The sequence below is a fragment of the Kitasatospora sp. NPDC101235 genome, assembly GCF_044767505.1.
Taxonomy (GTDB): Bacteria; Actinomycetota; Actinomycetes; order Streptomycetales; family Streptomycetaceae; genus Kitasatospora.
In genome coordinates this window covers 45,731-65,801 of sequence record NZ_JBIWNZ010000020.1, presented here as the reverse complement: position 1 = coordinate 65,801, position 20,071 = coordinate 45,731, and the positions used below count along the sequence as shown (strand labels likewise).

General features: G+C 72.3%; 22 protein-coding genes and 1 tRNA gene. 8 read left to right on the top strand and 15 right to left on the bottom strand.

The window, feature by feature from the left end; genetic code table 11:
- Window positions 1-116 precede the first annotated feature (116 nt).
- Window positions 117-1,106: a tyrosine-protein phosphatase gene (locus ACIRRH_RS28765; RefSeq protein WP_403073206.1), complete on the top strand. Its 990-nt coding sequence runs from the start codon at window positions 117-119 to the stop codon at window positions 1,104-1,106.
- On the opposite strand, the gene ACIRRH_RS28760 is transcribed toward ACIRRH_RS28765, so the two are convergent.
- The 8 genes from ACIRRH_RS28760 to ACIRRH_RS28725 form a co-directional block, all read right to left on the bottom strand.
- A complete protein-coding gene (locus ACIRRH_RS28760; RefSeq protein WP_403073205.1) occupies window positions 1,093-1,998 on the bottom strand; it encodes an RNA polymerase sigma factor SigF in 906 nt (301 codons plus the stop codon). The genes ACIRRH_RS28765 and ACIRRH_RS28760 overlap by 14 nt on opposite strands.
- Window positions 1,999-2,142: 144 nt before the next feature.
- Window positions 2,143-2,925, bottom strand: a complete 783-nt coding sequence (locus ACIRRH_RS28755) for an RNA polymerase sigma factor SigF (protein ID WP_403073361.1) — start codon at window positions 2,923-2,925, stop codon at window positions 2,143-2,145.
- A gap of 364 nt (window positions 2,926-3,289) precedes the next feature.
- A complete protein-coding gene (locus ACIRRH_RS28750) occupies window positions 3,290-3,583 on the bottom strand; it encodes a Dabb family protein (protein WP_403073203.1) in 294 nt (97 codons plus the stop codon).
- A gap of 79 nt (window positions 3,584-3,662) precedes the next feature.
- Entirely contained in the window at window positions 3,663-3,827 is a 165-nt protein-coding gene (locus ACIRRH_RS28745; protein WP_224276854.1) for a hypothetical protein, read from the bottom strand.
- A 514-nt stretch (window positions 3,828-4,341) separates the two neighbouring features.
- Window positions 4,342-4,428: transfer RNA gene (locus ACIRRH_RS28740), tRNA-Ser, on the bottom strand.
- A gap of 67 nt (window positions 4,429-4,495) precedes the next feature.
- Window positions 4,496-5,074: a nucleoside deaminase gene (locus ACIRRH_RS28735; protein ID WP_403073201.1), complete on the bottom strand. Its 579-nt coding sequence runs from the start codon at window positions 5,072-5,074 to the stop codon at window positions 4,496-4,498.
- A gap of 50 nt (window positions 5,075-5,124) precedes the next feature.
- A complete protein-coding gene (locus ACIRRH_RS28730) occupies window positions 5,125-5,682 on the bottom strand; it encodes a tRNA adenosine deaminase-associated protein (RefSeq protein WP_403073199.1) in 558 nt (185 codons plus the stop codon).
- A 323-nt stretch (window positions 5,683-6,005) separates the two neighbouring features.
- Entirely contained in the window at window positions 6,006-6,209 is a 204-nt protein-coding gene (locus ACIRRH_RS28725) for a hypothetical protein (protein WP_403073359.1), read from the bottom strand.
- A gap of 195 nt (window positions 6,210-6,404) precedes the next feature.
- Between ACIRRH_RS28725 and upp the strand changes: the two genes are divergently transcribed.
- Window positions 6,405-7,040 (top strand): uracil phosphoribosyltransferase, encoded by a 636-nt coding sequence (upp, locus tag ACIRRH_RS28720; RefSeq protein ID WP_224276860.1) that lies wholly within the window; start codon window positions 6,405-6,407, stop codon window positions 7,038-7,040.
- Between the two features lie 79 nt (window positions 7,041-7,119).
- On the opposite strand, the gene ACIRRH_RS28715 is transcribed toward upp, so the two are convergent.
- From ACIRRH_RS28715 to ACIRRH_RS28700, 4 genes are all read right to left on the bottom strand, one after another.
- A complete protein-coding gene (locus ACIRRH_RS28715) occupies window positions 7,120-7,791 on the bottom strand; it encodes a LytR C-terminal domain-containing protein (RefSeq protein WP_403073357.1) in 672 nt (223 codons plus the stop codon).
- A gap of 275 nt (window positions 7,792-8,066) precedes the next feature.
- Window positions 8,067-8,363 carry a type II toxin-antitoxin system VapB family antitoxin gene (locus ACIRRH_RS28710; protein WP_063348635.1) on the bottom strand — a complete coding sequence of 99 codons (297 nt, stop codon included), beginning with the start codon at window positions 8,361-8,363 and terminating at the stop codon, window positions 8,067-8,069.
- 340 nt (window positions 8,364-8,703) lie between these two features.
- Window positions 8,704-9,870, bottom strand: a complete 1,167-nt coding sequence (locus ACIRRH_RS28705) for a hypothetical protein (RefSeq protein WP_403073197.1) — start codon at window positions 9,868-9,870, stop codon at window positions 8,704-8,706.
- Between the two features lie 94 nt (window positions 9,871-9,964).
- A complete protein-coding gene (locus tag ACIRRH_RS28700; protein ID WP_403073196.1) occupies window positions 9,965-10,624 on the bottom strand; it encodes a rhomboid family intramembrane serine protease in 660 nt (219 codons plus the stop codon).
- Between the two features lie 95 nt (window positions 10,625-10,719).
- Here ACIRRH_RS28700 and ACIRRH_RS28695 point away from each other — a divergent pair, with 95 nt between their 5' ends.
- Complete coding sequence (locus ACIRRH_RS28695) at window positions 10,720-11,238, top strand: YbhB/YbcL family Raf kinase inhibitor-like protein (protein WP_403073194.1); 519 nt, start codon at window positions 10,720-10,722, stop codon at window positions 11,236-11,238.
- 3 nt (window positions 11,239-11,241) lie between these two features.
- A complete protein-coding gene (locus ACIRRH_RS28690) occupies window positions 11,242-12,132 on the top strand; it encodes a hypothetical protein (protein WP_403073192.1) in 891 nt (296 codons plus the stop codon).
- On the opposite strand, the gene ACIRRH_RS28685 is transcribed toward ACIRRH_RS28690, so the two are convergent.
- Window positions 12,129-13,094, bottom strand: coding sequence for a helix-turn-helix transcriptional regulator (locus ACIRRH_RS28685; RefSeq protein ID WP_403073190.1), 966 nt, complete (start codon window positions 13,092-13,094; stop codon window positions 12,129-12,131). The genes ACIRRH_RS28690 and ACIRRH_RS28685 overlap by 4 nt on opposite strands.
- Window positions 13,095-13,204: 110 nt before the next feature.
- Between ACIRRH_RS28685 and ACIRRH_RS28680 the strand changes: the two genes are divergently transcribed.
- Window positions 13,205-14,680 (top strand): MFS transporter, encoded by a 1,476-nt coding sequence (locus tag ACIRRH_RS28680; RefSeq protein ID WP_403073189.1) that lies wholly within the window; start codon window positions 13,205-13,207, stop codon window positions 14,678-14,680.
- Window positions 14,681-14,749: 69 nt separating this feature from the next.
- Here ACIRRH_RS28680 and ACIRRH_RS28675 read toward each other — a convergent pair whose 3' ends face one another.
- Both ACIRRH_RS28675 and ACIRRH_RS28670 read right to left on the bottom strand, forming a co-directional pair.
- Complete coding sequence (locus ACIRRH_RS28675; protein ID WP_403073187.1) at window positions 14,750-15,034, bottom strand: DUF2087 domain-containing protein; 285 nt, start codon at window positions 15,032-15,034, stop codon at window positions 14,750-14,752.
- A 68-nt stretch (window positions 15,035-15,102) separates the two neighbouring features.
- Complete coding sequence (locus tag ACIRRH_RS28670; protein WP_403073185.1) at window positions 15,103-15,744, bottom strand: HhH-GPD-type base excision DNA repair protein; 642 nt, start codon at window positions 15,742-15,744, stop codon at window positions 15,103-15,105.
- Between the two features lie 262 nt (window positions 15,745-16,006).
- On the opposite strand from ACIRRH_RS28670, the gene ACIRRH_RS28665 reads away from it, so the two are divergent.
- From ACIRRH_RS28665 to ACIRRH_RS28655, 3 genes are all read left to right on the top strand, one after another.
- Window positions 16,007-16,354, top strand: coding sequence for a DoxX family protein (locus ACIRRH_RS28665; protein WP_403073183.1), 348 nt, complete (start codon window positions 16,007-16,009; stop codon window positions 16,352-16,354).
- Window positions 16,355-16,567: 213 nt separating this feature from the next.
- Window positions 16,568-19,126, top strand: a complete 2,559-nt coding sequence (locus tag ACIRRH_RS28660; RefSeq protein ID WP_403073182.1) for a germacradienol/geosmin synthase — start codon at window positions 16,568-16,570, stop codon at window positions 19,124-19,126.
- 138 nt (window positions 19,127-19,264) lie between these two features.
- Window positions 19,265-20,062, top strand: coding sequence for a VOC family protein (locus ACIRRH_RS28655; protein WP_403073180.1), 798 nt, complete (start codon window positions 19,265-19,267; stop codon window positions 20,060-20,062).
- Window positions 20,063-20,071: the final 9 nt, after the last annotated feature.

Below are 20,071 nucleotides of genomic sequence, written 5' to 3'. Positions count from 1 at the left end.
GCTGAGCGCTACACGTGGTTACCGGCGGTGCGGCTCGGTGGGGCAGGCGGGAGACCTACACTGTCGTTGTTACGCATGACACTCTTGCACATCCCTCCGCCCCGTTGGGCAGGTTCATGCAATATCGGGCACTGCTGTGCCATGTGACAGTCCGAATATGCAATGGAGGCGCTCGCGTGGTCGATCAGCATACCGGGGCCGGTGGATTCCGGGGCGTGCGGAATGCGCCACCGGAGCCGGACGGAACGCCGCTGGTCGGACGCAGTCTCGGTTTGCGGGGCGCGCTGAATGCCCGGGATCTGGGCGGGTACCGGGCGGCCGACGGGCGGATTCTCCGGTCCGGGGTGGCGCTGCGCAGCGATGGCCTGAACCATGTCACCGTCGAGGACCTCGGCCCGCTCGGCGCGCTCGGCCTGCGCAGCGTGGTGGACCTGCGGAGCATGGGCGAGGTCCGCGAAGCCGGTCTGGACCGCCTGCCCGGTGGCGTGACGCTCCATCACCTTCCGCTGCTGGCCGCGGACTTCGACATCTTCCTGCTGATCCGCGAGGCGCTGGCCGATCACAGCCCGCAGCGCCAGCGTGCGCTGCTCGGCGACGGCCGGGCGGCCGCCCTGATGACCGGCCTCTACCGCTGGTTCGTCACGGATCCGGTGGCGCGCGAGCGCTTCGCGGCCCTGCTGCGCCTGCTGGCCGCCCCGGAGGGGCCGCCGCTGCTGTTCCACTGCTCGGCGGGCAAGGACCGCACCGGTTGGGCCGCCGCACTCCTGCTGACCGCCCTCGGGGTGGACCGCAGGACCGTCCTGGCCGACTACCTGCTCACCAACGAGCGTTCCGCCCCGGTGGTGCGGCGGGTGCTGGACGACTTCGGCACCCGCGGCCTGATGCGCGAGCCCGACCTGCTCCTGCCGGTCCTCCGGGCCGACGACGACTACCTGGGCGCGGCCTTCGCGGAGGTCGAGGCCGGCTGGGGCGGCTTCGACGCGTACTGGCGGGACGGGCTCGGGCTGGACGACGAGGTGCTGGCCGGGCTGCGGGCCAACCTGCTGGACGGCCCGGGCGCCGAGCGGAGCGGCCCGGCCCCGGGCGGCCGGCTCAGCCCTCGTTGATCAGCCCCTCGCGCAGCTGGGTCAGCGTCCGGGTGAGCAGCCGGGAGACGTGCATCTGGGAGATCCCGATCTCCTCGCCGATCTGCGACTGGGTGAGGTTGCCGAAGAACCGCAGCATGATGATCCGGCGCTCGCGCGGCGGCAGCTTGGCCAGCAGCGGCTTGAGCGACTCCCGGTACTCCACGCCCTCCAGCGCGAGGTCCTCGTAGCCGAGCCGGTCGGCCAGCGGTCCGTCGCTGTCCTCCTCGCCGGCGCCGGAGTCGAGCGAGCTGGCGGTGTACGCGTTGCCGACCGCGAGGCCCTCGACCACGTCCTCCTCGCTGACCCCCAGGCAGGCCGCCAGCTCGGCGACGGTGGGGGAGCGATCCAGTCGCTGGGAGAGCTCGTCGCCGGCCTTGGTGAGCGCCAGCCGCAGCTCCTGGAGCCGCCGCGGCACCCGCACCGACCAGCTGGTGTCCCGGAAGAAGCGCTTGATCTCGCCGACCACGGTGGGCATCGCGAAGGTCGGGAACTCCACCCCGCGCTCCGGGTCGAACCGGTCGATCGCCTTGATCAGGCCGATGGTGCCGACCTGGACGATGTCCTCCATCGGCTCGTTGCGGCTGCGGAAGCGCGCCGAGGCGTACCGGACCAGCGGCAGGTTGAGCTCGATCAGGGTGTCGCGGACGTAGGTGTGCTCGGCGCTGCCGGGGTCCAGCGCGGCCAGCCGCAGGAACAGCGAGCGGGAGAGCGTCCGGGTGTCCAGTCCGGAGCCGGTCGGCGTCTCGGATCCCGCGTCGGGGCCGGGCGGCCGGGCCGGTTCGACCCGCTGCCGCGGGACCAGGTCCTCGACGACGGCCGTGCCGTTGGCCTGTCCAGCGTGGATCTCCGCAGTGCCCAGCTCTCCGGACATGCACCCACCCCCTTGTGACTGTCGGTTGAACGGGGGCCGTCGCGCGGAGGTTCCCGACGAGGGCCTTCCCCCTCCATACCGGAACACGGTCCACGGCAAACCCGAACGTCGCGAGATGTCACACCGGGGTAACTCGCTGCAATCTCACTCTTCCCAGGAGTTGCCGGTCCGAAGCCTGGTCAGGATCCGTGAGAGCAGCCGGGACACGTGCATCTGGGACATCCCCAGCTCGGTGCTGATCTGGGACTGGGTCAGATTGGCGAAGAACCGCAGCATCACGATCCGTCGCTCCCGCTCGGGGAGCTGGACCAGCAGGTGGCGGACCATGTCCCGGTGCTCGACCTCGGCCAGCGCGGAGTCCTCGTAGCCGAGCCGGTCGAGCAGGGCGAGCCCGCCCTCGTGCTCCTGCGCGGCCTCCAGGGAGGCCGCGTTGTAGGCCCGTCCGGCATCCAGGCAGGCCCGCACGTCCTCCTCGGGGATCCGCAGGCTGGCGGCGATCTCGGGCACCTTGGGCGCCCGTCCGTGCAGCACCGTCAGCTCCTCCATGGCGCCGCTGACCTGGACCCACAGCTCCTGGAGCCGGCGCGGGACGTGCATGGTGCGGACGTTGTCGCGGAAGTAGCGCTTGATCTCGCCCAGGATCGTCGGCAGCGCGTAGGTGGGGAACTGGACGCCGCGGCCGGGGTCGAAGCGGTCGATCGCGTTGATCAGACCGATGGTGCCGACCTGGACGACGTCCTCCATCGGCTCGCTGCGGCTGCGGAAGCGGGTGGCCGCGTAGCGGACCAGCGGGATGTTCACCTCGATCAGGGCGGCCCGGACCCGCTCGCGCTCGGGGGTGTCCGGGGGCAGCTCGGCGAGCCGCTCGAACAGCACCCGGGTCAGCGTCCTGACGTCCACGACGGGGCGGCCGCCGGGGCCGCGCAGCCGTTCCGGGCGGAGCTCGCCGGCCGGGCTGGTGATCGCAGCCAGCACCTCGTCCACGGACACCTCACCCCTCCCAAAGTCGTCAACGGCGGGCCCTGCGGAGCGGGTGTCGCGGCTGGTTCACCACCTCGCCATGTCCGGCAAAACCGGTCATAGCATCACAAGGTGGGCACAGGTCGGGCAAGCACCCGGCGGAGGTGTGTTGGTGGGCTGTTCAACCTTCCCCGGGCCGGCCCGCGAAGCGTGGCAAGGATCGTTCCGGAACGGAGCAAGGCGCCCCGCCCGGAGACCGGACGGGGCGCCGCGGTCCGTCCGGGGGACGGGCCCGGGACGGGCTTCGGACGGGCCCGGGTCGGACGGGTGCTCAGACCTCGACGTCGGCGATCACCCAGGTGGCGAACTCGCGCCAGAGACCGGCCGCGGCCTGGTGGTCCGGGTGGGTCAGGTAGGCCTGGAGGGCGTCCCGGTCCTCGACCAGGCTGTTGATCGCGTAGTCGTAGGCGATGTCGCGCTCGGTGGTGTTCCAGCCGCACTCCCACTCGCGCAGCTCGGGGATCACCGAGCCGAGCGCGTCGAAGGCCTTGGCGCCGGTGAGCACGCGCTCTTCGTCCTTGCTGACGCCTTCGTTGAGCTTGAACAGGACCAGGTGCCGGATCACGATTGCCGCTCCTCGCGGACGGGGACAGAGGGTCCCGCTCACCGTAGCCGGTGCGCGGGGCCCGGCCGTGGACCGCCCGTCACTTGATCAGACCGGTCATGAAGGTGCCGACCGCCTTGGCCGCGTTCGAGATCCCCTCGAACCCGAGCTGGACCAGCTGGGCGGACCGGGAGGGCGAGGTGATGATCGAGTAGAGCACGAAGACGAGCAGGAGGACCATGCCGATCTTCTTCGCCTGCGCCATCGGGTGACCTTCCTCCCAGCCGTGGGCCGCCGTCGTCCGGTCCCCGAGCGGCCTGCAGGGGGCAGCTTATCCACCCGGACGGGCTATCAAGTGTGCGACGCGTTCGGCCGGCGGGACGAAGGTCCCCGCGAGGGGGGCCTTTCTCCGGATGCCCGGTCGCGCGCCGGGCGGCAGGATGGATGACGTACCGAGGGTCTGGCAGGAATCCTTCGGTACATGGATCCGGAGCTCCCCGCTGTGGGACCGGTCGCCGTGGCTTCCCCCCGAGCGGCGCCGGTTGTGGGACTCCGTCGGGGGAGCGGTCAGTCCCCCCGAGCCGCTCCCCCCTCCAGGCTCCGTACGGACCGGGCACCGGTGGTCACCGGCCCGGGGTGCGGAGCCGTTTTCCATGCCCGCGCCGGCCTCGTGCGCGGCGGCGGGACGAACGCCGGCGGGACAAATGCCGGCGGGACAAATGCCGGCGGGACAAATGCCGAGGGCCCGTCCGGATCGGACGGGCCCTCGGGCTTTCGAGCGGTAGCGGTGGGATTCGAACCCACGGTGGAGTTGCCCCCACACACGCTTTCGAGGCGTGCTCCTTTGGCCGCTCGGACACGCTACCGAGAGGAACTCTACCGGAGGGGTGGCGCAGTCACGAAATCCGTATCGCCGTGGCGGTCGGCGGGCCCTCAGCGGTGGGTGTCGAAGAAGGCGCGCAGCTGCTCGCCGCACTCCTCGGCGAGGACGCCCCAGATCACCTCGGGACGGTGGTTGAGCCGGCGGTCGCGCATCACGTCGAAGAGCGAGCCGGCCGCGCCGGCCTTCTCGTCGAGGGCGCCGTAGACCACCCGGTCGATCCGGGACAGCACGATGGCGCCGGCGCACATGGTGCACGGCTCCAGCGTGACGACCAGCGTGCAGCCGCTCAGCCGCCACTCGCCCTCCCGTCGCCCGCCGCCACCCTTGTTCGGCGCGCTGCGCGCGGCTCGCCTCAAATTCCGGGCCGCCTGCCGGATCGCGACCACCTCGGCGTGCGCGGTCGGGTCGCCGACCGCCTCACGCTCGTTGTGGCCGCGTCCGATCACCTCGCCGTCCGGGCCCAGGACGAGCGCCCCGACCGGTACGTCCCCGGTGGCCGGCGCCAGCGCGGCCTCGGCCATGGCGAGGCGCATCGGCGCCGCCCAGCGGTCACGGACCGGGTCGGGGCGGACGGGGGCGGGCAGCGAGGGGACGTGCGGGACGGTCAGCGAGGTGGATGCGGGCTGCATGGCATCCAGTGTCGGGCATCCGGTGGTGGACACCGGTACGGCCGACGGCGCTACCGGACGGCCTCCAGGACCTCGCCGCAGCCCAGGGCCTCGGCGATCTCCTCCAGGGCGTCGCCCGGCACCGCGCCCTCGCCGCTGAGTGCGAGCAGCTCGTCGGAGGCGAGGCCGAACTCGGTGAGGATGTGGGTGTCGCCGAGCGGGCCGACCGGGACGCCGCCGCGGGCGTCGGACTCCTCCTCGTCCTGCTCCTCCGCCTCCTCGGCCTCCTCCAGCAGGTGGTCCAGGTCGCCGAACTCGCTCTCGCCGGCCTGGTCGACCAACTCGTCGGTGAGGACGGAGCCGTAGGAGCTGCGGGCGGCGGCGGCGCCGTCCGACACGAAGATCCGCGGGTCCTCCTCCCCGTCCACGCGGACGATGGCGAACCAGGCGTCCTCCTGTTCGATGAAGATCAGGACGCTGTCGTCGTCCTGGGTGGAGTCGCGGGCCAGATCGGCCAGATCGGCCAGGGTTTCGACGTCGTCGAGCTCCGTCTCGCTCACATCCCACCCGTCCTCGGAGCGAGCAAGCACTGCAGCGAAGTACGCCACCAGGGACACTCCCAAGATCATCGGTCTCGGCTGTCGGCGCGCACGGGCAACGCGGAAATCTGGCCGCCCCCGCGCCAGAGGCGGTCCGCTTGTTCGGACCGTCCCATCGGAATCGTGACAGAAAGGCCGCCCTTGCGGGGGGTGTTCGGCAGCGCGTCTTTGCAGGTCGTGTCGGAAGGACCGGGTGGCGGACGGCAAAGCCGTGCCGGACGGTCCGAAGCCGGTCGAAATTTGCTCCGAACGGCCGCCGGGGCCGCCCCGGGCCCCGTTCCGGGTTCGCCCGGGGCCGCGCCGGGTGCGTGCCGCGGTCGCGTCAGGGTGGTGCGGGCCGCTTCCGGGTCGTGTCAGATCCGGAAGGTTCGCATCCGCATCGCCTCGCGCATCCGCCGCTCCTTGGTCCGCCGGGGCTGGACCCGCTCCCGCAGCTCGCGGGCCTCGGTGAGCTCACGCAGGAAGACGGCCCGCCGTTTGCGGCGCTCCGCCTCGGTCTCCGGGTGGTCGTACGGCGGGCCCGGGCTGCGGCCCGCCCCGTCGACGGGCTCGTCCATCGAGCCGTCCCCGGCGTTCGGGTTGCTCGTCATAAGAGGTGACATTCCCAGAACGGCCCGGTTGATACCACAGGAGACACTTCCGTCCGGACATCCGCGAAGGGCCGCGGCGTGTCACGGGAACGTCACCCGGACCGGCGCCCGGTGGGGCACGGCGAGTCGTACACCCGTCCAGGACCGGGCTAACCTCGGTACATGCGTCTCCACGTCGTCGACCACCCCCTGGTCGCCCACAAGCTCTCCACCCTGCGCGACGAGCGCACCGACTCGCCGACCTTCCGTCGCCTGACCGACGAGCTGGTGACCCTCCTCGCCTACGAGGCCACCCGGGACGTCCGCACCGACGAGGTGGAGATCACCACGCCCGTGGCGGTCACGCTGGGTACCCGGCTCAGCTACCCGCGCCCGCTGGTGGTCCCGATCCTGCGGGCCGGCCTCGGCATGCTGGACGGGATGACCCGACTGCTGCCGACCGCCGAGGTGGGCTTCCTCGGCATGGTCCGCAACGAGGAGACCCTGGAGGCCTCCACCTACGCCACCCGGATGCCGGATGACCTCTCCGGCCGCCAGGTCTACGTGCTCGACCCGATGCTGGCCACCGGCGGCACTCTGGTCGCCGCGATCAAGATGCTGATCGAGCGCGGTGCCACCGACGTCACCGCCGTGGTGCTGCTGGCCGCCCCCGAGGGCGTCGAGGTGATGCAGCGGGAGCTGGCGGACCTGCCGGTCACCGTGGTCACCGCCGCCCTGGACGAGCGGCTCAACGAGAACGGCTACATCGTCCCCGGCCTCGGCGACGCGGGCGACCGGCTGTACGGCACGGCCGGCTGAGCCTCCCCACCCGAACCACCGAACACCGAGAGCCCCCCGGCACTGCGTCTGCCGGGGGGCTCTCGGTGTTCGGTGTCCCTCAGCAGCTGCTGGTGGTGGTCGGGGTGGGGGAGGGCTTGGTGGCCAGCGCGAGGGCGGCGGCCGCCTGGGTCTCGTCCAGCAGGGCGTTGTAGCTGTCGCCGATCACGAAGTCCACGCTGCCGTCGGTGCGGGCGTCGGCGGTGACGGCGGCGCCGGCGATCTGCGAGCCGACCAGGGTGCCCGCGCCGGCGCCGGCCGGACCGGCGATCACCTGGGCGGTGCCGGGCACCTTCTTGTCCAGCTCGGCCGGGGCGTTGCCGACCTTGCCGATGACGAAGCCGCGCTTCTTGAGCTCCTCGGCCGTCCGGCCGGCCAGACCGGCTTTGGAGGTGGCGTTGTAGACGTTCACGGTGACCGCGGTGGGCTGCGGGACCGCGTGCGGGTCGCCCTGCGCGGCGGCGGGCGCACCGGAGTCGCCCGGGGCCCCCGGCGACGGGGCGGCCAGCGGCTTGCCGGACGGGGTCGCGCAGGCCTGCGCCGAGGCGTTCTTGTTCCTGCCGCTGAAGATGTCGTACAACTGCACGCCGCCGAGCGTGATCAGGGCCAGCGCGAGCAGGCCGGCGAGCACGCCGATCACCTTGCGGCTCTTCTTCGGGGGCCGCCCCAACCGCGGGTAGGTATTGCCGGTGACCCGGTACTGCTTCCCCTTGAGGCCTTGGGGAGTCAACATGCTCACGGTTTGTCTCCCCCTCGTGCCAGGGCGGGGTCGGGATGACGGATCGGCCGGGTGGGGACTTCCCCCCGGTGCGGGCGGAATCCCCTGGTCGTGGCCGTAGTCAGCAGCGTAGTGCCGTACGGCTTCGAAGGTACTAAACGATCATCATCTGGCGTAGCCCGGTACCCGAAAGGGGGTACCGGGGTATGCGCGGACCGCCCTCCGCCGGGTGGCGAAGGGGCGGTCCGGAAAGCCCGTGGTGGTCCGACGGTCCCTGTGGCGGGAGTCCGTCACTCCATTTCGAGGACGCGGGCGTGCAGCACCTGGCGCTGCTGCAACGCGGCCCGGACGGCCCGGTGCAGGCCGTCCTCCAGGTAGAGGTCGCCGCGCCACTTCACCACGTGGGCGAAGAGGTCCCCGTAGAACGTCGAGTCCTCGGCCAGGAGGGTTTCGAGGTCGAGTTGTCCCTTGGTGGTCACCAGCTGGTCGAGTCGCACCGGGCGCGGGGCGACGTCAGCCCACTGGCGGGTGCTCGTCCGGCCGTGATCCGGGTACGGCCGCCCATTGCCGATGCGCTTGAAGATCACACGGAAAGCCTACCGTTTGGGCGGCGGATGGCGCAGCAGCCGCGGCCCCGCCACGCGCGCCGGTGTGAACTGCGGGTGGACGAATGTGGCCGTTTGATGGGAAATGTCGCGAACATCGCCCGGTGCCGATCGGGCTCCGTGCCGATGCCGAAGCGTTCCGAAGCGTTCCGATCCGCTCAGGAGTGGGTACCGCTGTCCTCCGGCCTCACCCCGCCGGCCGTCCGGGAGATCACCGAGGGGGCGCCTTCACCGGCACCGGCAGGACCAGGGCGGGCGGCAGCTCGGGCCGAGGAGATCCGACGCTGCCTGTTCGGGACGCCCGAGCGGCGGCGCTGACCGGTCAGCCGGAGAGCGCGGCGCCGATCCGGTCCAGGGAGGACAGCCGCATCAGGCCGTAGTGGTAGAACTCCACCTCGGGGACGCCGAGTTCGCGAAGGGTGGTGATCTTGGCGGCGAGGTTCTCCGGGCCGTCGCAGTCGGAGGACATCGGGCGCAGGATCACCGCCATGGACTGCGGGCGGACGCCGTGCAGGGCGAAGGCGGCGATCTTCTCCCGGACCGCCTCCGGGGTCTTCGCGTAGCCGAGGGTCTCGATCTGGTCGGCGGCCTTGGCGAGGGCGGGCAGGTCGATGCCGCAGAGCCAGCCCGTGCCCGGGCCGCCGCCGTCCATGAAGCTCAACCGCATGCCGTGCCGGCGGGCCTGCTCGGCGAGGTCGGCGGCCAGCGAGGTGACGGTGGCGGCGGAGGCGTCCACGTAGGCGGCGAAGGCGCCGTCGGCGAGGGCGCTCAGGTCGGCGGGCCCGGCGGCGGCGGACTCGTCGGCCAGCCGGCGGCGCAGCTCGGTGCGGACCGCCTCGGCCACCGCCTCGGCCGGGACACCGGCACCGGAGGCGGCGGCGCGGCAGTGCGGGCAGAAGCAGACCCCGAGCAGGGCCTCGGCGATCGGGCCCAGCTCCTCGAAGTAGCGCTCGTGGTGGTAGCCGTGGCGCAGCCCGTGGAAGTGCAGGGACTCGGCGCGGATCGCGTCCACGCCGTACCGGGCCAGTTCGGCGACCAGGGTCAGGGCGTACTCCCGGACCTCCGGGTTCGCCGGGCAGAGCTCGGTGAGGTGGCGGTCTCCGAAGGCGTTGGCCGGGGCGCAGTCGGGGCGGGCGAAGCCGAGCCGGTCGTTGTGGCAGAAGACCGTCCAGGCGTGCAGCTTCAGGCCGCGGCGGCGGGCCTCCTCCGCGGCCTCGGCGAAGGGGTCGCGGTCGCCGATCGCGGTGGACGGCACGGGGGCCAGCCGGCGGCCCTGCCAGGCGGCCGGGTCGGGGCGGAAGTACGCCGCGCCCGGCTCCAGGTAGCGGACCACCCGGCGGGGGTTGTGCGGGAAGACGTCGCGGGCCTCGTGGTAGACCGAGGCGAGGGTGACGCCGCCGACCCCGGCGCGGTCGGTGAGGTTGCCGAAGAAGGTGTCGGCGCCCTCGTCGAGCAGGTCGGTGGCGAAGGCGAGGACGGACGACTCCACGGTGCGGCTCCGGAGCTGGGGGAGGGGGAGCGGCCCACGCTAGCCGCAGGGGCGGGATTGGTCTATACCTGATGTTCCGGGCGGCCCGTCGGCCTCACAGGCCGAGCTCGTCCAGCTGCTTGAGCAGGGCGGAGCCGGGGCTGTTCGGGGTGCTCGCCTGCTGCGGGGGCTGCTGCGCGGTCGGCCGGTTGCGGAGCAGGACGGCGGCGGCCAGTCCGCCGATCAGCCCGCCGAGGTGACCCAGCCAGCTGACGCCCGGGGTGAGCGGCAGCACCCCGATCAGGATGGTCGAGTAGACCACCGCGACGACGATGCCGACCACCGCGTCCAGCACGTTGCGGTCCAGGACCCCGCGCAGCACCACGTAGCCCAGGTAGCCGTAGACCATGCCGCTCGCACCGGCCGTCACGGTGTTCGGGCTCTCCAGCAGCCAGACCAGCAGCCCGCCGGACACCAGGATCACCAGGCTGGCCAGCAGGAACTTCTTCATGCCGCGGTAGGCGGACAGGAAGCCGAGCACGAACAGCGGCCAGGAGTTGGCCTCGATGTGGCTCCAACTGAAATGCAGGAACGGCATGGTGAACATCTCGGGCAGGTCGTCGACCTGCTCCGAGCGCAGGCCGAACTCCCGCGACAGCCCGTAGTCGTCCAGCCAGTTGACCACCTGTACGGACCAGATGACGGCCTGAATGCCGAGCATGGTGAACAGCGCGCGGCGTGAGTCGGCGAACAGTTGGGCGAATTTGGCGGCCATGCCTCGACTGTAGGGCCTGCCACCGTCCGACGGGATCGGATGTGCACCCCACTACAGTGACCCGTGTCATTCCGACCATGAGAGGTGGCAACCCCATGAGTGAGCGCGCGCCGCTGCCGTACGAGTTCCTGCCGCAGGTGCCGTCCTTCCCGCTGAGCAGCCAGGACATCACCGAAGGCGGCACGCTGGGCCGGGAGTTCATCCACGCCGGCGGCAACCTTTCGCCGCAGCTGGCCTGGTCGGGCCTGCCGGAGGGCACCCGGAGCATCGCGGTCACCTGCTACGACCCGGACGCGCCGACCGGCTCCGGCTGGTGGCACTGGCTCGCCCTCAACCTGCCCGCCGACACCACCGGACTGCCGCGCGGCGCCGGCTCCTCGGACGACAGCCTGCCTGGCGAGGCCTCCTTCCACGGCCGCAACGACTTCCCGGGCAACCAGTACGACGGTGCCGCCCCGCCGCCCGGCGCCCCGCACCGCTACGTCTTCGCGGTGCACGCGCTGGACGTGGAGAAGCTGGACGTCGCCGCCGACACCCCGCCGGCCCAGGTGGGCTTCAACCTCGTCTTCCACAGCCTGGGCCGGGCGCTGCTGACCGCCGAGTACGGCGTCTGAGCAGTGTCGGTATCCGATCGTCCGGTCGAGGTCTGGCGGCTGCCCGAGGAGGAGTGGAGGGCCGGCCGCCGGGCCCTGACCTGGACGGTGGGGCCGGACGGGGAGCTGGCCGTCCTGGTGGTGCCGGAGCAGTACGTGGCACCGGCCGGTTCGTGGCCGTACGCCCGGCTGCCGTTCGACGGCGAGGTGGTGGTGCACGGCCCGCGGGGCGAGTGGCGGATGCCGCTCACCGGGGTCGGGGTCTCGCCGGACCTCCTGGCGCTGCTGCCGGGCGGGCGGGTGCTGCTGGCCGGGCGCCGGGCCGACGAGCAGGCGGACGGCTGGGAGCGCAACGGCCAGGTGTTCGGGCCGGACGGCCGGCTGACCCGGGAGCTGCAACTCGGCGACGACGTCGTGGCATTGACCACCGACCGGGACGGCCGGATCTGGCTGGTCTTCGGGGACGAGGGCAACTACGGCGACAACCCGCTCGGCCAGTGCGGCCTGGTCGGGCTGGACACCGCCGGGCGGATCGTCTGGCGGCCGGACTTCAAGGACCTGGGCGACCAGCCGCTGGAGGGCCTCGCCGCCGCCACCGAGGGACGGCGGGCCTGGCTGGCCTGGTACGGCGAGAGCAGCCGCCTCACCGGGATCGACCCCGCCGAGGCCGAGCCGGTCGTCATGCGGTTGCCGGCCCGGCAGCCGATGGGCTTCGCGATCGCCGGGGACCGGGCCGTGTTCCTCCAGCCCGGCGGCGAGCTGATCCGGTGCGAACGGGAGAGCCGGAAGGGCTGGCGGGAGGTGCGCCGCGAGCAGGTCGGCGTCCTCGGGGACCTCGACCGGGAGCGCGCGTACGGCCGGGACGGCGTGCTGTGGTTCCGGTCCGGCAACGGCTGGTTCCGGGTGGAGGCCTAACCCTCCTGGCCCGACGCGTGGTGGGCGCGGGCGGCGAGCCTGCGCAGGTGCTCGCGCAGTGCCGGCGGCTCGTGCACCTCGAAGGCGCAGTCCAGCGACAGCAGCCGCATCGCCGTCCACTCCAGGGAGTCGGAGCGGGAGCGGAGGAGGCAGCTGTGCTCGTCGATCGGCGTGACCTCGGAGTCACCCGGCCTGAGGCCGTGGCGGACCCGCTCGGCCGGGGCGTGCACGGTGGCGACCACGGTGCCGCTCGGTGACGGGCGGCGCAGCTTGCCCGCCACGTACGCGGCGGCGTCCTCGGCGGGGAGCGGGCGCGGGGTGAAGCGGACGCCGGTGGCGGCCGGGCCGCTCAGCCGGTCGACCCGGAAGAGCCGCCAGTCCGCGCGGTCCAGGTCGTAGCCCACCAGGTACCAGCGGCGGCCGACCGAGACCAGCCGCTCGGGCTCGACCCGCCGCCTGCTCTCGGCGCCGTCGTACGCCCGGTAGCCGAAGCGCAGCCGCTCCCGGGCGGTGACGGCGCGGGCGAGCACGGTGAGGTCCTCCGGGTCGACGGTCGGGCCGTCCCCGGTGAGCAGCGGCACGGTTGCGGAGTTGAGCGTCCCGACCCGCTGCCGCAGCCGGCCCGGCAGCACCTGGAGCAGCTTGCCGAGCGCCCGTACCGAGGCCTCCTCGATGCCGACCACGGCGTGCCCGGCCGCCGCGCGGAGCCCGACCGCGATGGCCACCGCCTCCTCGTCGTCCAGCAGCAGCGGGGGCATCGCCGTGCCCGCGACCAGCCGGTAGCCGCCGACCGCGCCCATGCTGGCCCGCACCGGGTATCCCAGCTCGCGCAGCCGGTCGATGTCGCGCCGGATGGTGCGGGGGCTGACGCCGAGCCGCTCGGCGAGCTCGCTGCCGGGCCACTCGCGCGGCGTCTGGAGCAGGGACAGGAGGCTCAGCAGCCGGGCCGGGGTGTCGCTCATGCCACCCAGCATGCCGGAACAACTGGGACAGGTTCTGACCTACATGGCCGTTACCGTCGTGGGCGTGGAGAAGAGCGTCGTGGACGTGGAGAAGAAATGAGGACTACGGAATGAGCACCCCGGCAACGGACCGGCGGAGGTGGATCGCGCTGACGATCGTGATGGTCGCCTCCTTCATGGACCTGGTGGACGTCACCATCGTCAACATCGCCATCCCGAGCATCCAGCAGGACACCGGTGCCTCGTTCAGCGCCATCCAGTGGGTCACCGGCGGCTACGCGCTGGCCTTCGCGATCGGGCTGATCACCGGCGGCCGGCTGGGCGACATCCACGGCCGCAAGCGGGTGTTCCTGATCGGGATCGGCGGCTTCACGCTGGCCTCGGCGCTGTGCGGGCTGGCCTCCGGCCCGGAGATGCTGGTCGCGACCCGGCTGCTCCAGGGCGGGACGGCGGCGCTGATGGTGCCGCAGGTGCTGTCGATCATCCACGCGACCTTCCCGGCGGAGGAGCGCGGCAAGGTGTTCGGCCTGTTCGGCGCAGTGGTCGGGCTGGGCGCGGTCTCCGGTCCGATGATCGGTGCGCTGCTCACCGAGTGGGACCTGTTCGGTCTGGCCTGGCGCCCGATCTTCCTGATCAACCTGCCGGTCGGCATCGCCGGGCTGTTGCTCGGCCGCCGCTTCATCGACGAGTCGAAGGCCGACCAGGCACTGAAGCTGGACCTGGTGGGCGTGGCGCTGGCCAGCCTCGGCCTGCTGATGCTGATCTACCCGCTGACGCACGGCCGGGAGGCCGGCTGGCCGCTGTGGGGCTACCTGTCGATGGCCGGGAGCCTGCCGGTGTTCGCGCTGTTCGTGGCGTACGAGAGGGTCAAGACGCGGCGGGACGGCTCGCCACTGGTGGAGCTGGCGCTGTTCCGGGTGAAGTCCTTCGCGGCCGGGATCTGCGTGCAGCTGGCCTTCGGCGTGGCGCTCGGCATCTACTTCCTGGTCTGGACCCTCTACATGCAGGTGGGGCTGGGCTGGAGCCCGCTCAAGGCCGGTGCGACCGGCATCCCGTTCTCCATCGCGGTCTCCACGGCGGCCGGGCTGTCGGTGCAGAAGCTGGTGCCGCGGTTCGGGCGGAAGGTGCTCCAGACCGGCGCGCTGGTGATGGCGGCGGGCGTGCTCGTCTACATCTGGGAGGCGGACCGGTACGGGACGGCGATCACGGCCTGGCAGATGGCGCTGCCGCTGGTGGTGATGGGCCTCGGGATGGGGCTGATCGTCGCGCCGATCACCGACGCGGTGCTGTCGGAGGTGCCGCGTGAGCACGCCGGTTCGGCGTCCGGGCTGATCAACACCGTGCAGCAGGTGGGCAACGCGCTCGGGCTCGGCCTGGTGTCGGTGGCCTTCTTCGGGGCGATGGACGACGTGGTCGCGCCGGAGGCGGTCGGAGCGGCGTTCGGCGGGGCCTTCGTGCACGCGATGTGGTGGGTCGCGGGAGTGCTGTTCGCGGTGTTCCTGCTGATGTTCGCGTTGCCGCGCAAGCGGGGTGCGGCGGTCGAGGACGCCGCACCGGAGCGGGAGTCCGAGGCTGTCCTGGTCTGACGTCCTTGCCGTGGTCGAGGGCCTTGGTCGCGCTGCGCGGCCGGGGCCCTCTGTCCGTGGGCGGTACGCCTACACGGGGGTGCCGACCCGCTGGTAGCTGCTGCCGTCCTTCGGGCGGGCCAGGTGCCCGGCCTCGACCAGGTAGCGGCGCAGGGCCGGGACGTCGTCGTGCACGGCGCGCAGGGCGTCGTTGACCTCGGCCTCGGTGTAGCTGCGGCCCGGCTCGAACAGGGTCTCTGCGAGGTGGGCCAGCAGCTGCTCCCGGCGGGCCGCCTTGCGGGGGACGGCGATCAGGCGGCCGTCGGGGGCGAAGAGGGCGGACACGCTGCGGGTGGCGGGGGTGGTTGCGGTCATGCCGGAAGCGTCACCCGGTGGGGTGGGGCGGGGCAATCGGTTTTCGCGGCCGTGGTCCGCCCGTCGGCTCAGCGGGCGCCGCTGGTGGCGGCGGTGGCGGTCCGGGTGGTGGTGCGGGGCTTGGCGGCGGCCTTGGCCTCCTTCGCGGCGCGCTTCATCTCCTGCTTGAACTCCCGTACCAGGATGAGGGATTCGGGGCCGGTGATGTCGGCGACCGAGCGGTGCGAGCCCTCCTCGCCGTACACCCCGGCCGCCTCGCGCCAGCCCTCGGGCTGCACCCCGTACTGCTTGCCGAGCAGGGCCAGGAAGATCTGCGACTTCTGCTTGCCGAAGCCGGGCAGGGCGTTGAGCCGGCTGAGCAGTTCCTTGCCGGTGCGGACGTTCTTCCACAGCGCGGCGGCGTCGCCGTCGTACTGCGCGACGAGGAACTGGCAGAGCTGTTGCACCCGTTTGGCCATCGCGGCCGGGTAGCGGTGGACCGCGGGCTTCGCGGAGAGGAGTGCGACGAACTCCTCCGGGTTGTAGGTGGCGATCTCGTGGGCGTCCAGATCGTCGTGGCCGAGGCGCTGGGCGATGGTCAGCGGGCCGGTGAACGCCCACTCCATCGGGACCTGCTGGTCCAGCAGCATGCCGACGAGCGCGGCGAGCGCACTCCGTCCGAGCAGTTCGTCGGCCTCGGGCTGCTGTGCTAGCCGAACGGTGGCGTCCATGGACTTGCCCTCCTCGGAGTTGACGTCGGGTCGCCCAGTCTGGTGGAAGCGGCGTTGGCGCAGGCGGTCAACACGCCCGTAGCCGGGGAAGTCTTGTCTGTTGAACGCCTTGTCTGAGCTGCATTGTTCGTTGGCGGAGTGGGTTGGCGGGGGTGACGGCGGGTCGTCGCGGACAAATTTTTGCCCGCGCCTGTCACATCCGTCGGGTGCCCCGGGTCAGGGGAGTGTCGAACCGAACAGCCATCGAATGGGGAGCACTCCAATGTCCGTCGCCCACACCGTCGTCACCGTCCTCGGCGCCCTCATGGTCGGCTTCTCGGCCTACTCCGTCTTCGCCGGCGCCGAGTACGTCGTGAAGCCCCTCGCCGACTACGGCGTTCCGCGCGCCTGGTGGACCTGGCTCGGCGTCGCCAAGGCGGCCGGCGCCCTCGGCCTGCTGGCCGGCCTCGTCGTCCCGGCCGTCGGCTACGCGGCCGCGGTCGGCGTGGTCCTCTACTTCCTCGGCGCCGTCATCACCGTCGTCCGCGCCCGCGCCTACGCCCACGTCCCCTTCCCCCTCCTCTACCTGGCCCCCGCCGCCGCCTCCCTCGTCCTCGGCCTCGCGTCCTGAGGCCGGGCCCCGGCCTCCGCGGCCTCCGAATCCCCGGTGCGCGTGGGGGCGGGCATGGGGGCGTGCGGGGTGCGGGAGAGCGCTCGGCCGGGTGGGCGATATTGCGTGGAGGCGGCGAGTCATTTTATATGACTGTTTCTGTTGTGCCGGTGCGGCGAGCTGACGGCGGGTCATTCTTGGTCCAATCGACGCGTCCAGAAAGGCTCGCCCGCCGTGACCCAGCCGTTCGAACTGCCGTCCTTCTACGTGCCGCACCCGGCGCGGCTCAACCCCCATCTGGACGAGGCGCGAGCCCATTCCACCGTCTGGGCCCGGGAGATGGGGATACTGGAGGGTTCCGGAATCTGGGACCAGGCCGACCTGGAGGCCCACGACTACGGCCTGCTCTGCGCGTACACCCATCCCGACGCGTCCGCCGAGGCACTGTCGCTGGTCACCGACTGGTACGTGTGGGTCTTCTTCTTCGACGACCACTTCCTCGACATGTACAAGCGCACCAACGACCGCGAGGCGGGCAAGGCCCACCTCGACCGGCTGCCGCTGTTCATGCCGGCCGACCCGGCCGCCGAGCTGCCCGAGCCGGAGAACCCGGTCGAGGCGGGCCTGGCCGACCTGTGGCGGCGCACCGTGCCGGCGATGGGCGAGGACTGGCGGGTCCGCTTCGCCGAGAGCACCCGGAACCTGCTCAACGAGTCGCTCTGGGAGCTCGCGAACATCAACGAGGGCCGGGTGGCCAACCCGGTCGAGTACATCGAGATGCGCCGCAAGGTCGGCGGCGCGCCCTGGTCCGCGCAGTTGGTCGAGTACGCCGCCGGCGCCGAGGTGCCCAAGGAGGTGTCGGGCTCGCGGGCGCTGCGGGTGCTGATGGACGCCTTCTCCGACGGGGTGCACCTGCGCAACGACATCTTCTCGTACCAGCGGGAGGTGGAGGACGAGGGCGAGCTGAGCAACGGGATCCTGGTGCTGGAACGGTTCCTGGAGTGCTCCACCCAGGAGGCCGCCGAGGCGGTCAACGACCTGCTCACCTCGCGGCTCCAGCAGTTCGAGAACACCGTGTTCACCGAACTGCCGGTGCTGTTCGCGGAGACCGGGCTCGACCCGGAGGGCCGCGCCCGGGTGATGGCGTACGTCAAGGGCCTCCAGGACTGGCAGTCCGGCGGGCACGAGTGGCACCTGCGCTCCAGCCGGTACATGAACGGCGGTGGGGCGGCGGCGGGTTCGGGCGGTCCCGGCGCAGGGGTGGCACCCGGCTCGGGCGGCGCTCCGGCGGGGCTGCCGGGGCTGCCGGGCGGGTCCGGGGGCGGCAACTGGTGGGACCAGTACGCGATCGGCGGCATCGGCACCTCGGCGCTGGACATCCTGCGCAGCACGGCCGCGGGGGCCTCGGCGGCCCCGGCGGCCTCGGCGGAGAAGGGCGTGGCGTCGGCGGCCGGGGGCGCGGCGGGCCCGGCGGGGCGACGGGCGCGGTCGTACAGCCACGTGCCGTACCAGGCCGTCGGGCCGTCCCGGCTGCCCGAGTTCAAGCTGCCGTACGAGCTCCGGCTGAGCCCCCACCTGGACGGCGCCCGGGAGCGCGTGGTCGAGTGGGCGGAGCGGATGGGACTGCTGGCGGTGGAGCCGGGCGTTCCCGCGTCCGGCATCTGGGACGCCGAGTCGACGCGCGACTACGACCTCCCGCTCTGCGCGGCCGGCATCCACCCGGACGCCACGGCCGACCAACTCGACATCGCGTCGGCCTGGTTGCTCTGGGGCACCTGGGCCGACGACTACTACCCCCGGGCCTTCGGGCACACCCGTGACCTGGCCGGCGCCAAGGCCGCCAACGCGCGGCTGTCGCTGTTCATGCCGGTGGACGGCACCCCCGCACCGGAACCCGTCAACGCGCTGGAGCGCGGCCTCGCCGACATCTGGGAGCGCACCGCCGGCCCGATGGCCGTCGAGGCCAGGGCCCGGTTCCGGGTGGCGGTCGAGGCGATGCTGGACAGCTGGATCTGGGAGCTGGCCAACCACATCCAGAACCGGATCCCGGACCCGGTGGACTACCTGGAGATGCGCCGCTCCACCTTCGGCTCCGAGCTCACCACGAGCCTCTCCCGACTGGGCCACGGGGAGACCGTGCCGCCGGAGGTGTACGACCACGGCTCGATGCGCGCGCTGGAGAACTCCGCGATGGACTACGCGTGCATGATGAACGACCTCTTCTCGTACCAGAAGGAGGTCGAGTACGAGGGCGAGCTGCACAACGCCGTCCTGGTGGTGCAGAACTTCTTCAACTGCGACTACGAGTCGGCGGTCCGGATCGTCGACGACCTGATGCACTCGCGACTGGGCCAGTTCCAGCACGTCGCGCAGAAGGAACTCCCGGTCATGTACGAGGACTTCGGGCTGGAACCGGCGGCCAGGGAGCTGCTCGACGGGTACGTGGGGGAACTGGAGAACTGGCTCGCGGGCATCCTGAGCTGGCACGAGGGCTGTCTTCGGTACGGGACGGCCGACCTGGAGCGGCACTACGGCGCGGGACGGGACCTGGCGGAGGCCTCACAGGCCCGGCGGGCGGCCGCGGCGGCCGCCGCCGAGGCTCCGACGGCTCCCACCGCGCCGGCCCTCCCAAGGGTGCCGGTGCCCGCGGTGCCGCCGTTGCCCGTCCCCGGCCCCGAGCGGGCTCCGGAGCCCTCGGCGGCCGTCCTGACCGGTGTGCTGCCGCTCGGCCCGACCGGCCTGGGCACGGCCTCGTTGCGGCTGCCGTCGGGCGGGACGGTGCCGCGGCAGTGAGTCGCTGACGAAGCGCCCCCGCGCGGGTCCGTCCCGCTCCATCCCGCGCGGGGGCGCCGCGTCGTGGCTAGGCTGGCGAGCCGGGGACCGGCGCGCGCCCTCCGGCGCGCGCACTTCGCCACACACGAGGGCAGAGAGATGGCTGCGCTACCTGAGGGCACACCCTGTTGGGCCGACGCGATGTTCACCGATCTGGAGGGCGCGAAGGCCTTCTACGGCGACGTGCTGGGCTGGACCTTCGGTGAGAGTTCGTCGGAGTTCGGCAACTACACCCGGGCGTACTCGGACGGCAGGGCGGTCGCCGCGATCGTGCCGCCGATGCCCGGCGTGGAGGCCCAGTCCGCCTGGTGCCTGTACCTGGCCTCGCCGGACGCCGCCGCCACTGCGGCGCGGATCCGCGCCAACGGCGGTGAGGTGCTCATGGGGCCGACGCAGATCGGCGACTTCGGCACGATGGTGATCGCCAGGGACCCGGCCGGCGTGGTGTTCGGCGTCTGGCAGGCAGACCGGTACGAGGGCTTCGAGCAGCAGGGCGGGCCCGGCGCGTACAGCTGGGCCGAGCTGGTGACCCGCGAGCCCGCGAAGGCCGACGCCTTCTTCCCCGCGGTCTTCCCGTACGGCGTGACGAGGATGGACTCCGAGGAGTTCGACTACCGGATGTTCCGGGTCGGCGACCGGCCGGTGCTGGGCTGGATGGGAGCCGAGGGCGTCCTGCCGCCCCAGGCGCCCTCGTACATCAGCGTCTACTTCGCGGTGGACGACACCGATGCCGCGATCGGGCGGCTGACGGCGCGTGGCGGCACGGTGTACTTCGGGCCGATGGACAGCCCGTTCGGCCGGTTCGCGGCGGTCGGCGACCCGCAGGGTGCGGCCTTCGGGCTGATCGACCTCGGACGGACGGTCGGCGAGCAGCCGAAGACGGTGGACGGCTCATGACGTGGCGGG